A 12,113-nucleotide genomic window follows, 5' to 3' on the forward strand; every position below is an offset into this window, starting at 1 on the left:
TAAGCGGTGCTCCTTCCTTGATTAATCCTCGTCGGTTACGTAAACGATCTCGACACCGATCTCTTCAAGTAACGCAATCACTTGTCGGTTCAAGTCTTCATCACGCAACAATCCAAGAGATTCAACGAGCTCGAGCTCATCAAACTCACCGGCTTTCGCTTCTTCTATGAGCTCAAGCACGTCGGTCATTTTCTTTTCTTCAAGTTGTTGAATTAATTGTTCGTTCGTCATCTCTTCCACCTCTCAAGATTCCCTGCTCGCTCTTACTGAATCAGTCATTTGTTTCCATACTGACCCTTTCGCTTCTTCACCACCAGCAATTCTTTCAAGGGCGAGCTGCATCTGCATGTCAACTTCAAATTCTGAGTCACCAATGGCTGCTTTTAACGGTTCAATCGCCCGCTCGTCTCCAAGCTCATATAAGAACATTGCCGCTCTCCAACGAACGAGTTTGCTTTTGTCTGTTAAGCTTTCAATGACAACGTCCATCGCACTCGCATCGCCTAGATCAGAAAACGCATCTGCGGCTGTCCGCCTTACCGTTGCCGATTTATCGTTCATCGCTTCGTACAGATAAGGAAGAATGGCTGGCGTTTCGATCATGCCGATTAGTGTAACCGCAAGACGCCGAACTGATAACTTCTGGTCTTTCATCGCCTTTTGCAGTACTTCGAGGTCCTCCTCAGCCGGGTCCATCTGATCTAAGGCGGCAAAGCGTGCTTTCCAATCTGGGTTATCAAGCATCTCCAGCGTAACAGCATAAGGTTCTGGTCGGCTGTTTGATCCAGACACTTCGCTCCATTCAATCAGTTTATTTAAACGCTCCTTCGTGTAAGCCGCTCCAATTTCCTCTGCTACCTCTTCACCGATCTTATCCAAATCGCTTCCGTAGCGAACACTACGCTCTTCCCATTTACGTTCTGTCACAATGTTTTCCGAGTCTCCAGCCGCAGTAAACGCCGCTTCCATAAAGCGTTCAGGTAAAGCGACGCGCTTCTCCTCATCACCTGCGACGAGCTTAATTTGCATTGGAATGTTTTTATACACTTGCAGTTGAACGGTGACTTCTCCGTAATGTTCATCTATCACGTGTTCACCCGTGCTCGTGCTCTCCGTTTGCTCGCCAAAGACTTTTCTTGCCTCTTGGAGGACAGCTTCCCATTTCGCTTTTGGTTCACGTTCTAATGCGATGAAATCTGCGACGTGATAAACCCCTTTAATTCCTTCGATTTGAAAAAGCTCTTTGATTTCTTCGGGTGCACCCGCATAGTCCGTTTTTGTATAATTATTGCTCTTCCCACTGGAAAGAGATTCATCTAGCGTTAGCTTCATCGTATTCGGACTTGGTGTCGGTTCAATAGAATTATCTTCATCGTTTGTTCCTCCTCAAAAACAGCGTTCTCGGCTTCTATCATAACAAATTGCGTATGAGATGGCTATTTAACGAATCCACGGGGACAAATGTTGCACAATTTCCGTAAAAGGCGTTTTGTCACCAAAACGCTGTGATACCTCACCTCGTTCATTAATGAGGATTGTCGTTGGTACACCGATGGCGCGATACGCTTCGTACGTAGTCATTCCGTCATCGATAACATACAAAACGGTGTACGGGGCGTTGTCCATAAATTGTTTGCCATCGCCACGGTTTCTCTCTCGGCCTTCTACGTTAATAAACAACAAATGTAAACCCGCTTCTTCCAACGACTGTTGGATTTTCGCTTTTTTGTCGAGGTCGACTTGCGAATCAGGCACCAAGATGCCCAAAACGTCAGAAGTAATGGTTTGCCTTTATAATCTTCCAAAGATACCCGTTCGTTTGATACCGGATTTAATAATGAAAATGCTGGTGCTTTCACTTCGATTCTCCTTTAGTCGTTTCGACAACCATTGGATCACGTTAGCGGTGGAACGAATTTGTGTGAGCTGAGTATACCCCTCAGGTTGTTTGCATAACAACGTCGGGACGGTTTCAATGTTGTAATCATAAGCAAATGTCTTCGTGAGTTGTAGATTTAATTTATACATTGTATCTTCTGGAGCTACGTACCGAAACGCTTCTTCAACCATCGTTTCTGCCACTTGACAACTTAAACAAAACGGTGAAACGATCAATGTGTATCGGATGTTTCGCTTTCGCCACTCGGCTTCGGTAATTTCTTCTAGCACGCTCATCCCCCTTTTTTGTTTACGGAGTAAATACACGATGATGCACAAACAAAAAAGCGCTACAGGCAGTCAAGTTCACTACTGCCAACAGGTGAAAATCTACACCCGAGCGCTTCTTCAAAAACCGTTATTTATGCTTCGCTTGCTTTCATGAACGTCACGATATTCTTTTCCATTTTGGCATGATTCCACGCTGCTTTCAAGCCATCTGTAAACACGATCTCCTTTTGCAAGTGAAAACTGTGCAATGGGTAACGGGTCGTCTCCAAAAGCGGAAACGGATCCAAAACAATCCGCCGCTCGTCGTGCCAATGTGCTTGCACAATTTGATCATCTAAAAAAGAAAATCGAGAAGAGAAACCATTCTTAAACCAAGGAAACTCATCTTTCTTTTGTACCCCCGGTCGGTTCAAACATGCATATAGCGAAAGCTCGTCGCACATTGTGAGTATTTGTTGGTCGATCGTCGTATCTGTGTTTATTCCCATGTTCGATTGCCGCAGCTGCTCACCCTTTATAAATGCAGCTGCACGAGGCGTGTCAATATGCTTAAAGAATGCCAACAAATGGCGACTCACCAAATATGCTGCTCGCTCATCCATCAACTGCACTTCTTCGATCCCGCGTGTATAAAGTGCAACCTTATCCTCTTCTGGATAAGAATTAAAGTCATGCGGTTGCTCATGAATGGCGTTCCATTTCGGAAGGTGGTCGGCTTCTTTCCACCCGCGATCATGTTCCCGCGCGGCGATTACAACCGATTGCCACTCGCTTTGTTTCCTTCGATTTGTATCGCCCCAACGACTGGCAAGTGACCGCTTAGTCCCCCGTGCTCATGTTGCGTCGTAACGACCCAAAACTCAGATTCCTCTCGAATGATCATAAGACGAAATTGAACAATTTGTCTGACGTAGAAATTTCATCAACATCAAACCCTTCAGATCGCATCCGAGCCATAAGAACCGGATAGTCACCGGCATGTTTCAGTTCAATGCCCACAAGTGCGGGCGCAACTGAACGGTTATTCTTTTTCACATAATCAAACCTCGTAATGTCATCATTTGGACCGAGTACATCATTTAAGAATTCTCTTAAAGCTCCAGCTCTTTGTGGGAAATTCACGATAAAGTAGTGCTGTAACCCTTCATAAACGAGCGATCGTTCTCTCATTTCTGCCATTCTACCGATGTCATTGTTTCCACCTGATACGACGCAAACGACCGTTTTACCTTTAATCTGATCCTGATAAAAGTCTAGAGCAGAAATGGACATGGCTCCAGCAGGTTCTGCGACAATGGCTTGCTGATTATACAACTCCAAAATTGTCGAACAAATCTTACCTTCAGGCACTAATACGACATCATCTAACAGTTTTTCACACATTCTAAATGTTTTGTTGCCGACACGCTTTACCGCAGCGCCGTCAACAAACTTGTCAATCTCACCAAGCTCAACAACCTCACTTTTAGCGAGGGAGTCTCGCATTGATGGGGCCCTTTAGGTTCCACACCAATGATGTTGATGCGAGGGTCAATCGACTTTAAATACGTGCCGACACCCGAAATGAGGCCACCGCCTCCAATTGAGGCAAATACATAGTCAATGTTCTCTCCGATATCATTAAGAATTTCCATTCCAACCGTTCCTTGACCAGCAATGATTTTTTCGTGATCAAAAGGGTGAACAAAAATCATGCCATGTTCTTCTTCATAACGTTTCGCCTCTTTAAATGCATCATCAAATGTATCTCCAGTGATGATAACGTCAACAAATTCTTTCCCAAATTGTTTCACTTGGTCTTGTTTTTGCCTCGGTGTCGTTGTCGGCATGAAAATTTTCCCTTTTACTTTTAACTGCCTGCAGGAATAGGCCACTCCTTGAGCATGGTTGCCGGCACTTGCGCATACGACACGTTTTGGAGGTCTTCTTCAGGAAGGCTTTTCATTAAGTAATAAGCGCCTCTAATCTTAAATGAGCGAACGACCTGCATGTCTTCTCTTTTTAAATATATATTGGCATCGTAGCGCTCTGATAAAACCTCATCTCTTTGAAGAGGGGTGTGCGTTACGACATCTTTTAACGTTTGGTATGCAATAATGATATCTTCTAGTTGGACTTCTTCGATTGTTTCACTTTTTTGTGCCATCTTTTACGCCGCCTTTGTATACAATTCTAACGCTAACCGTAACATATATAACGTGAATTATAACACGCTTGTTTGAAGATTTCTTCTATTTCTTTAACGATGTGATGAGTTTAACGACAAAAGCGTACAAAACGAGAAACCGTAATACATTTCGTTGAAAATCAAGCCCAATCCTTCTATAATTAATGAAGAATGGCGTTTATGAAGGAGGAAGAGAAAAATGAAATTTAAAACCGCAATGATGAGCATGATTGTTTTCTTAGCATTTTTAGCCCCAACTACGCAAACACTCGCAGCATATGGGGAAGAGGCTGGTAGTGACGCGAGCACATTTCTTGTATTTTCACTTAGTGCTTTTTCAATCGTTACACTCGTCTACTTAGTCGTTTCAGCATTTAAAGACAACAACAGCTAACAAATGGTTAAAATCTTGGTTTTTCGGGAAACTAGATAGCTATAACGATTGTATTAGGGAGGCTGTTAACGATGAATGATTGGTTAAAGAATGGATTTTTCTTAGGACTTGGTGCTGCCGCTGCTGGAACAGAGAAAGTGCAAAGTTATTTAGACGACCTTGTTACCCGAGGAAGAATTACGCCAAAGGAAGCTGAGCAATTTGCAGAGGAACTGATCTCTAAAGGTGAATCAAAGGAACAAGAATGGTCAGATGCCTCCAAAGCGCGTATGAAAAAGATGTTTAAAGATATGGGTCTAGTTACAACGGAAGATTTAAGTCGCCTTGAAGAACAAATCGCTCGTCTGGAAACACTCGTGAACAACCAAAATGATTCAACTGACTCTAAAGAGTCGTAAGGAAGATGACTATTGCTCTCTAATGGGTTAAAACATGCCAATCGTTACCGAAAAATTGTCACCATCCTCGCTCGCCATGGGTTTGGATACGTACTCAAAGAAGTTGGTCTTTTTCATGTGTTGTCCCTTCCAAAGCGTATGGCTACGAATCGGAATGACCCGAACTATCGATTGATTGGCGAGCGCCTTCGTAATGCATTGGAAGAACTCGGGCCGACCTTCATTAAATTAGGTCAAATGGTCAGTACTCGCCAAGATCTTTTCCCGAAGCATATCGTTGATGAACTTGTTGAACTTCAAGATAATGTGACGGCGTTTAAATATAGCGAAGTGAAGGCCATTGTTGAAGAAGAGTTGAACATGCCGATTGAAAAAGCATACAAAAGCTTCGATGAGTTGCCTATTGCTGCAGCTTCAATCGGGCAAGTTCATAAAGCAGAGCTGGATGACGGTACGATCGTTGCCGTCAAAGTGGCTCGACCGAATATTAAAGAAACTATAGAAAAAGACTTGGACATTCTTCATGACATCGCTCGCCTATTTACACAACGATTTCGTTGGGCGGAATATTACCGGTTAGAAGAAATTGCAGATGAATTTGCAGAAGCCATCCGTAATGAAGTGGACTATACACTTGAGATCCGCAACACAGAAAAAATGCGGATGAATATGAAGAAATTTTCGCTCATTCAAGTTCCAGAAATCTATGAGCCGCTTTGTACCCGGAAGATGATTACGATGAGCTTTATAGATGGGGACAGCTTACATGATTGGGAACCTCCGAATGAAGACATACGCCAGCAGTTCGCTCGCGAACTTGCTGATGCCTTTTTACAACAAGTATTGATCGATGGCTTCTTTCACAGCGACCCCCACCCCGGTAACTTCATTGTCACCCGTGATGAGAAGATTTGCATGCTTGACTACGGTCAGATTGGTCGTTTGAATAAATCAATGCGAAATCAATTCGTTGACTATGTGATCTCTTTGACGAGAGGCGACCCCGACGATGTCGCTCGGTCTGTGTATACGATGGCGGATGTCCCAGATACGGTCGACCCTGAAGAGTTTAGTGAAGAAGTCGAATACTTACTGGATAAATATTACGAGCAACCATTTGAAGAAGTAAAAATAGGCGAAGCGATTAATGACATCTTTTCTGCATCCCACCGGTATAATATTCGAATTTACAAGGAATATACGTTGCTTGCAAAAGCATTCATTACAGTGGAAAGCATCCTTTCCCGCCTTGATCCGAATTTAAGTATCGTTGAAATTGCCGAACCGTATGGACGCGACTTGGCCCGCGAACGATTGAATCCAAAGAACTGGTCAAAGGATATCTATCGACAAGCAAAATCGCAGTCAAAAACGCTTTTTGCTCTTCCTACTTCACTGAAACGAGCGATTGATCGTGTCGGAAATGACGAACTATCGGTTCAATTACGATTGCCAAAGTTGAATCTGTTCTTTCGCAAACTGGACCGCATTTCCAACCGCATCTCTTTTAGCCTGACGTTACTCGCGTTTAGCATCATCATGGTTGGTCTAATCATTGGTTCTACGTTTGGTGAACAAGGATCCATACTCGTGCAATTACCTGTCATTCAAATTAGCTTTATCGTTTCGTTCCTCATGTTTGTTCTCATCCTCTTCTCGATTCTAAAGTCGGGAAGGTTCTAACATTGAAAAGAGCAACGCCCTAGTCGGCGTTGCTCTTTTCGTTCATCTCATCGAATAGCAATTCCATGACATAGTAAATTGCTTGTATCCGTTCTTCATATCGTTTTTCGCGAACGTGTGCTTGAAACGATTCTGTTGGAATTACATACATATTTTCGTATGTATGTTCAATTTGCACCGCATTTAGCGTATTCATTGCATTTTCTTCGGCGAACGCTAACGCTTCTCCCCGCCACACTTCAACACGCTCTTGCACTTCATTCACGAATGGAAGAATCGTTTCTTCAAATGAAAACGATTGTCCTTCTTGCTTTTGTCGATGATATTGCTTCGCTCGCTCAACGTCACTGAGCAGTTGTAGTGACCGTTCACGAAGTTGCTGTACCATGGTTAGTCCCTCACTTTATGATCCGGAGAAAGAAAACATTTTGCCGAGTTTTCTTTTCTCACGTACGGGTTGTTCATCCGTTTTTGTTTCACTACTCTGATCGTCATTTTGAAAGGATGCGAGCTGATCTTCAAGAGAGAGCATCGATTTTTGAACATCATCCAACTCATGGCGATGTTTAAGAAGTTGAAAGCTAACGACTTCATCGGCTTTTCTCTCAATCATTCTTTCTAAATGTTCAAGCCGAAACAAGATGTCTTCCATCTTCTTTCTCTGCTTCTCTCGTTGACGCCATGAGTGTTGGTGCTTTCTCCTCTTGGTTGATGATAAACGTTTCTTGCGCTGGCATTTGCCGCTCTTTTATGCCTTTTAGCATTTCAATCATCTGTTCGTCATACAAATAATGGCCGCGATCATTGGTGTTCACTTGAACTCCGTGTTTTCTTACCCAGTTTTGAATCGTCTTTGGTGCCACTTGGAGCATGTCTGCCACTGCTTGCGTTTTTACATAAGTCAATCGAATCGCCCTCCCCGTTTAAGAAAACGTACTGCCTTCTTTCTTAACGGTAAGATTCACGCAAACAAGTCCCATCTCCTTTCTGGCTGACAAAACTGGTATTAATTCGTCAAATGTTCTCTTTATTCATCGCCAAGACGATGGCCGATCGTCTCAGGTGGATCGCTGACAAAACGACATGGTTACTATCCATAAGAATAATACTTCTCGTTTTACGTCCATTTGTGGCATCAATGCACATTTTTCTTTCTTTCGACTCTTGCACAATACGCTTGGTCGGTGCAGAATCTGCATGTACAATGGAGATAATGCGCTCGCCGGGAACAATATTGCCAAAACCAATATTCGTTGGTTTATCGTTCATGTTTTGTTCACCTCTTTCATAGCACTTTAAAAAGTGTAACATGAGCCCGTCTCATAGAAAACAATTCTTCAAAAATCGTAAAACGTATGCTATTATTAGCTGTTGTTATTATTCATATTGAGACCTCCGGGAAAGGATGAGACGATTGACGTTTCGTTATCCGAACGGAAAACGCTACACGAAACAAGCGATCCCACAAAAAATGGGGAAAGCAAACCGAGGTATGAGTTTAGAAGAAGACATTAACCAATCAATCATTCACTATCGAAATACTGAACGAGCAATTATTCATAAAAAACCAACGCCTGTACAAATTGTAAACGTCGATTACCCGAAAAGAAGCCGAGCCAAAATTACAGAAGCGTATTTTCGGCAAGCATCTACAACGGACTATAACGGCGTATATAAAGGTCGATACGTCGATTTCGAAGCTAAAGAAACCCATCAAGTTCAATCTTTTCCTTTAAAAAACTTACACGAGCATCAAATTACACATATGCAAGAGATTGATGCACACGGAGGTTTTGGATTTCTCATCTTGCGATTTGCCCGCTCTCAAGAAACCTTTGTCATCAAAACGAGTGATTTCTTGCATTTGAAAGCTTCAACCGAGCGAAAATCTGTACAGAAGACTCACATTGAAACATACGGTGTAAAACTAGCAAATACTACGCTTCCACCTGTCGATTTTCTGCCTGCTGTCGATTTATTATTTCAATAATGTAACCTGTGACAGGTTGTAACGTCTAAAGTAATGAGAAATGAGGGGAATTTATGACAGAATATAGATCAAGAACGGAGAAACGGCGAGCAGCCGAAACTTCTTCTAACAAAAACCAAAAACCTTCTAAAAAGAAATCAAAAGGAAAACGCTCACTATTTAAAAAGTTATTCATTAGTTTTGCAATTGTCATTGTCGTTGGCTTGCTTGCGGGTGTTGCAACGGCTGCTGCAATTATAAGTGGTGCACCTGAACTAGACCCAGATGAGTTGATGCTCGCTGAAGGAGCTACGGTGTACGATGTGAATGACAATGAAATTGGACGGCTGCACGGAAATGAAGCGCGTAGCTATCGGACAATCGAAGAGACCCCACAACATGTCCAAGATGCTTTTATCGCTGTAGAGGATATGCGTTTTTATGACCATATGGGTGTCGATGTTCGACGCGTTGGTGGTGCCGTTATTGCCAACATTACCGGTGGTTTTGGTTCAGAAGGTGCGAGTACAATTACGCAACAAGTTGTTCGAAATGCGTTTTTGAGCGCAGATAAATCAATGTCAAGAAAGGTACAAGAACAGTGGCTGGCTCTGCAATTAGAGCGTCAATTCAGTAAAGATGAGATTATGGAAATGTACTTAAATATCATCTATTTCAGCCATGAAGCATACGGAATAGGCGAGGCTTCGATTCGTTGGTTCGACAAAGAGAGCTTAGAAGAATTAACGATTGCTGACGCAGCGGTTCTTGCAGCCGTCCCGAGAAGACCGTCTTATTACAACCCTATTGAGAACCCAGAGAACGCTGAAAATCGACGAAACTTGATCATTTCTATGATGGAAGACCAAGAGTTGATTACTAATGAAGAAGCCGAAGAAGCGAGAAATACGAACATTGAAGACCAGCTTGACTACACTCCTGCTGATGATTCAATTGGGCATACGTCGTTTATTAACCACGTAATGCGTGAGATTGAACAAATCGACGGATTAGAAATCGGTGACTTGTACGCTGCTGGCTTTGATGTGTACACAACGATTGATGTTGAAGCACAGCGTTATGCTGAACAAGTCATCCAAACGAACGATTATATAAGTGGATTCCCAGATGACCCTGCTTTCCAAGTCGGGTTCACCATGCTTGATACGAATACTGGCGGAATTGCTGCCATTGTCGGAGACCGAGGCGGCGAGGAAGTGCTCCGTGGCGATAGCTATGCGATGAATCGCGTCGGGCAACCTGGTTCGACAGTAAAACCGATGCTTGATTTCGGTCCAGCAATCGACAATCTCGGTTGGGGAACCGGACAAACGCTTGTAGATGAGCCGCACAGCTATTCCGATGGCACCGAAATTCGGAATGCTTCTGGTAATTACAGCGGGCAAGTGACGATGCGTGAAGCACTCGTGCGATCATTAAACATTCCAGCGCTAAAAGCCCATCAAGAAGTAGGCAAGGAAGAGGCTCATGAGTTTGCGAACCGTCTAGGCATGGAGTTCGATAGCGTTGAAGAAGGAAATGCCCTTGGTTCACAATACGAGTCACCTGAAACGATTGCTGGAGCATACGCTGCTTTTGGAAACGACGGTGTGTATAACGATCCGTACAGTGTGCGCAAGATTGTCTTTACAGACGAACGTGAAATGGACTTAACACCTGAGTCCACTCGGGCGATGAATGATTACACTGCTTATATGGTGACCGATATGCTTAAAGACGTCGTGACGGACCCACGGGGAACAGGTACCGCAGCGAACATTGAAGGTCTTCCACTCGCTGGTAAAACAGGAACATCGAACTTTGGTGATGGAGAACGAGACAACGTTCCCGCAGGTGGCGTGCCAGACATTTGGTTTGCAGGGTACACCCCTGAGTACACCGCAGCAGTGTGGACGGGATACGAAAATCGTGGTGCCGGGTATTTGCTCGGTGAAGAGCATCAGCTTGCAAGAAATATCTTCCGAACGATTATGACCGAAGTTCATTCAGGTATGGACGTATCGGACTTCCAACGTCCTGATTCCGTTTGCGAGCAAGGTGGAGAACTGTATATTTGTGGTGGAACACCGGATATGCCTGACGAACCAGAAGTGAGTGAAGAAATATCTGATCTTACAGCTGGGTTTGATGAAGGCAATAACCAAATTATCGTAAGCTGGAACTTCCCTGATGAAGCGATGGACGGCGTAAGCTTTATCGTCCGCCACGGTGTAAACGGGCAAGGAATGAGTGACGTACAGGAGAGCAGTGACCGACAATTTGTGCTCACTGACCCAGAAAGAGAAAGTACTCATAACTTTGAAGTCGTTGCCGTTCGTGACGGAGAGCCGATTGACAGTGCGCAAACGTCCGTAGAGATCGCAGAAGCAATTGAAGAAGAAGAACCAGAAGAAGACGAAGAAGAAAATGAAGAAGATGAAGCACCTGAAGAAGATCAAAGCCCTCCTGAAGACGCAGATGAATCCGATGAACCGACCCCTACCCCACCGACAGACGAAGGTGACAACGGCGAAGGAGAAGGCGGTTCAGACGGAGACGACTCTAGTGATGATGGCGAAGATCCAGAAGAAGAAACCCAATCAGAAACCACAAACGATGATGATGATGATAATGATGAATAATCGAACCGCCCGTTACGGGCGGTTTTTTTATCCGTTTACTAAAAAATCAGTTGTAGATCGGGAAAGCAGAACAATTCTCTGTTAAAACCCTGATAACACGATGTATATAAGTTGAACTTTATATTTCCTAAATCGGGCTGTATGCTTGATTGCCACTAAAGGCAGATGGCTGTAGTTCAGACGATAAAGCAAACATTAGATGCCCATTCGGCTCCATTTGTTTTCCCTGTGTCTACGAGCCAAAGGAAGACATACGCTCTACGATCTACCGTTTTATTAAAAACAGGTGAGTATAAAATGCCTCAAATATCACTTTTTGAGACAATCTATCGAGCAAGATTCGTCATTCTTAACTTGAATTGTCTCATAAACTCAACCAATGGTCACAAGTAGACATTTATGAGCCGATTTGCGTCTTAAATTGTCCCATTTGAAAGACGGATTGTTACATAAAAGAGCCAGAGAAAGTAGCTTGCTCTTTCTTCTGTATGATGACACAGAGCATACCGATCACGTCTTTTCAAAGATGGAAAAATACCAAGCCATAAATCTCAAGGGCTAGCAACCATCGGCACCTACAGAGTCGATGCGAAATTGACCGGAGTTCTTCATGAGTCATGACGACACGATGTTGCCTTTTGCCTGTAAAAAACGCTCGAATTGCCTACTTCGTGAAAAGAAAGCGGACGTT

General features: G+C 43.6%; 15 protein-coding genes and 2 pseudogenes. 5 read left to right on the forward strand and 12 right to left on the reverse strand.

Features of this window, described 5'->3' with window-relative positions; translation table 11 throughout:
- Window positions 1–21: 21 nt before the first annotated feature.
- The 8 genes and pseudogenes from JCM19039_RS03755 to ilvA form a co-directional block, all read right to left on the reverse strand.
- On the reverse strand, window positions 22–231 hold the full coding sequence (locus tag JCM19039_RS03755) for a hypothetical protein (RefSeq protein WP_042423974.1): 210 nt from the start codon (window positions 229–231) through the stop codon (window positions 22–24).
- 12 nt (window positions 232–243) lie between these two features.
- On the reverse strand, window positions 244–1,359 hold the full coding sequence (locus JCM19039_RS03760; protein ID WP_255343622.1) for a conserved virulence factor C family protein: 1,116 nt from the start codon (window positions 1,357–1,359) through the stop codon (window positions 244–246).
- Between the two features lie 81 nt (window positions 1,360–1,440).
- Window positions 1,441–1,755 (reverse strand): hypothetical protein, encoded by a 315-nt coding sequence (locus JCM19039_RS03765; protein WP_152550070.1) that lies wholly within the window; start codon window positions 1,753–1,755, stop codon window positions 1,441–1,443.
- Window positions 1,665–1,859 carry a redoxin domain-containing protein gene (locus JCM19039_RS27735; RefSeq protein WP_193744133.1) on the reverse strand — a complete coding sequence of 65 codons (195 nt, stop codon included), beginning with the start codon at window positions 1,857–1,859 and terminating at the stop codon, window positions 1,665–1,667. The genes JCM19039_RS03765 and JCM19039_RS27735 overlap by 91 nt, the downstream gene beginning before the upstream one ends.
- A complete protein-coding gene (locus JCM19039_RS03770; RefSeq protein ID WP_042423981.1) occupies window positions 1,792–2,169 on the reverse strand; it encodes a thioredoxin domain-containing protein in 378 nt (125 codons plus the stop codon). Before JCM19039_RS03770 ends, JCM19039_RS27735 begins: the two co-directional genes overlap by 68 nt.
- Window positions 2,170–2,300: 131 nt before the next feature.
- Complete coding sequence (locus tag JCM19039_RS03775) at window positions 2,301–2,771, reverse strand: DUF3891 family protein (RefSeq protein WP_042423984.1); 471 nt, start codon at window positions 2,769–2,771, stop codon at window positions 2,301–2,303.
- Window positions 2,772–2,920: 149 nt separating this feature from the next.
- Window positions 2,921–3,052 (reverse strand): DUF3891 family protein, encoded by a 132-nt coding sequence (locus tag JCM19039_RS25120; RefSeq protein WP_238544913.1) that lies wholly within the window; start codon window positions 3,050–3,052, stop codon window positions 2,921–2,923.
- Window positions 3,049–4,315 (reverse strand): annotated as a pseudogene (gene ilvA / locus JCM19039_RS03780) (threonine ammonia-lyase IlvA). Before ilvA ends, JCM19039_RS25120 begins: the two are co-directional and overlap by 4 nt.
- A 220-nt stretch (window positions 4,316–4,535) precedes the next feature.
- On the opposite strand from ilvA, the gene JCM19039_RS03785 reads away from it, so the two are divergent.
- From JCM19039_RS03785 to JCM19039_RS03795, 3 genes are all read left to right on the forward strand, one after another.
- A complete protein-coding gene (locus JCM19039_RS03785) occupies window positions 4,536–4,730 on the forward strand; it encodes a hypothetical protein (protein WP_042397725.1) in 195 nt (64 codons plus the stop codon).
- 71 nt (window positions 4,731–4,801) lie between these two features.
- Window positions 4,802–5,128, forward strand: a complete 327-nt coding sequence (locus JCM19039_RS03790) for a phasin family protein (protein ID WP_042423987.1) — start codon at window positions 4,802–4,804, stop codon at window positions 5,126–5,128.
- 12 nt (window positions 5,129–5,140) lie between these two features.
- Window positions 5,141–6,811, forward strand: a complete 1,671-nt coding sequence (locus tag JCM19039_RS03795; protein ID WP_042423990.1) for an AarF/ABC1/UbiB kinase family protein — start codon at window positions 5,141–5,143, stop codon at window positions 6,809–6,811.
- A gap of 19 nt (window positions 6,812–6,830) precedes the next feature.
- Here JCM19039_RS03795 and JCM19039_RS03800 read toward each other — a convergent pair whose 3' ends face one another.
- From JCM19039_RS03800 to JCM19039_RS03815, 4 genes and pseudogenes are all read right to left on the reverse strand, one after another.
- On the reverse strand, window positions 6,831–7,199 hold the full coding sequence (locus JCM19039_RS03800) for a DUF1798 family protein (RefSeq protein ID WP_042423993.1): 369 nt from the start codon (window positions 7,197–7,199) through the stop codon (window positions 6,831–6,833).
- A gap of 15 nt (window positions 7,200–7,214) precedes the next feature.
- The gene (locus JCM19039_RS03805) at window positions 7,215–7,463 is read right to left on the reverse strand and encodes a hypothetical protein (protein ID WP_052398492.1); all 249 of its coding nucleotides are present in this window, start codon (window positions 7,461–7,463) and stop codon (window positions 7,215–7,217) included.
- On the reverse strand, window positions 7,438–7,716 hold the full coding sequence (locus JCM19039_RS03810) for a MerR family transcriptional regulator (protein ID WP_042423996.1): 279 nt from the start codon (window positions 7,714–7,716) through the stop codon (window positions 7,438–7,440). The genes JCM19039_RS03805 and JCM19039_RS03810 overlap by 26 nt, the downstream gene beginning before the upstream one ends.
- Before the next feature lie 122 nt (window positions 7,717–7,838).
- Window positions 7,839–8,080: pseudogene (locus JCM19039_RS03815) on the reverse strand (DUF370 domain-containing protein).
- Window positions 8,081–8,216: 136 nt separating this feature from the next.
- On the opposite strand from JCM19039_RS03815, the gene recU reads away from it, so the two are divergent.
- Both recU and JCM19039_RS03825 read left to right on the forward strand, forming a co-directional pair.
- Complete coding sequence (gene recU / locus JCM19039_RS03820; RefSeq protein ID WP_373974933.1) at window positions 8,217–8,801, forward strand: Holliday junction resolvase RecU; 585 nt, start codon at window positions 8,217–8,219, stop codon at window positions 8,799–8,801.
- Window positions 8,802–8,854: 53 nt separating this feature from the next.
- Complete coding sequence (locus JCM19039_RS03825) at window positions 8,855–11,422, forward strand: transglycosylase domain-containing protein (protein ID WP_042424002.1); 2,568 nt, start codon at window positions 8,855–8,857, stop codon at window positions 11,420–11,422.
- Window positions 11,423–12,113 lie beyond the last annotated feature (691 nt).

The sequence above is a fragment of the Geomicrobium sp. JCM 19039 genome (genome assembly GCF_000698145.1).
GTDB lineage: Bacteria > Bacillota > Bacilli > Bacillales > Marinococcaceae > Geomicrobium_A.

Bases quoted from the DNA above. Each gene is read 5' to 3' on its own strand.
- JCM19039_RS03790 (WP_042423987.1), top strand. From the start codon at position 4,802: ATGAATGATTGGTTAAAGAATGGATTTTTCTTAGGACTTGGTGCTGCC.
- JCM19039_RS25120 (WP_238544913.1), bottom strand. From the start codon at position 3,052: ATGATCATTCGAGAGGAATCTGAGTTTTGGGTCGTTACGACGCAACAT.
- JCM19039_RS03800 (WP_042423993.1), bottom strand. From the start codon at position 7,199: ATGGTACAGCAACTTCGTGAACGGTCACTACAACTGCTCAGTGACGTT.
- JCM19039_RS03775 (WP_042423984.1), bottom strand. From the start codon at position 2,771: ATGGATGAGCGAGCAGCATATTTGGTGAGTCGCCATTTGTTGGCATTC.
- JCM19039_RS03825 (WP_042424002.1), top strand. From the start codon at position 8,855: ATGACAGAATATAGATCAAGAACGGAGAAACGGCGAGCAGCCGAAACT.
- JCM19039_RS03805 (WP_052398492.1), bottom strand. From the start codon at position 7,463: ATGGAAGACATCTTGTTTCGGCTTGAACATTTAGAAAGAATGATTGAG.
- JCM19039_RS03755 (WP_042423974.1), bottom strand. From the start codon at position 231: ATGACGAACGAACAATTAATTCAACAACTTGAAGAAAAGAAAATGACC.
- recU (WP_373974933.1), top strand. From the start codon at position 8,217: ATGAGACGATTGACGTTTCGTTATCCGAACGGAAAACGCTACACGAAA.
- JCM19039_RS03785 (WP_042397725.1), top strand. From the start codon at position 4,536: ATGAAATTTAAAACCGCAATGATGAGCATGATTGTTTTCTTAGCATTT.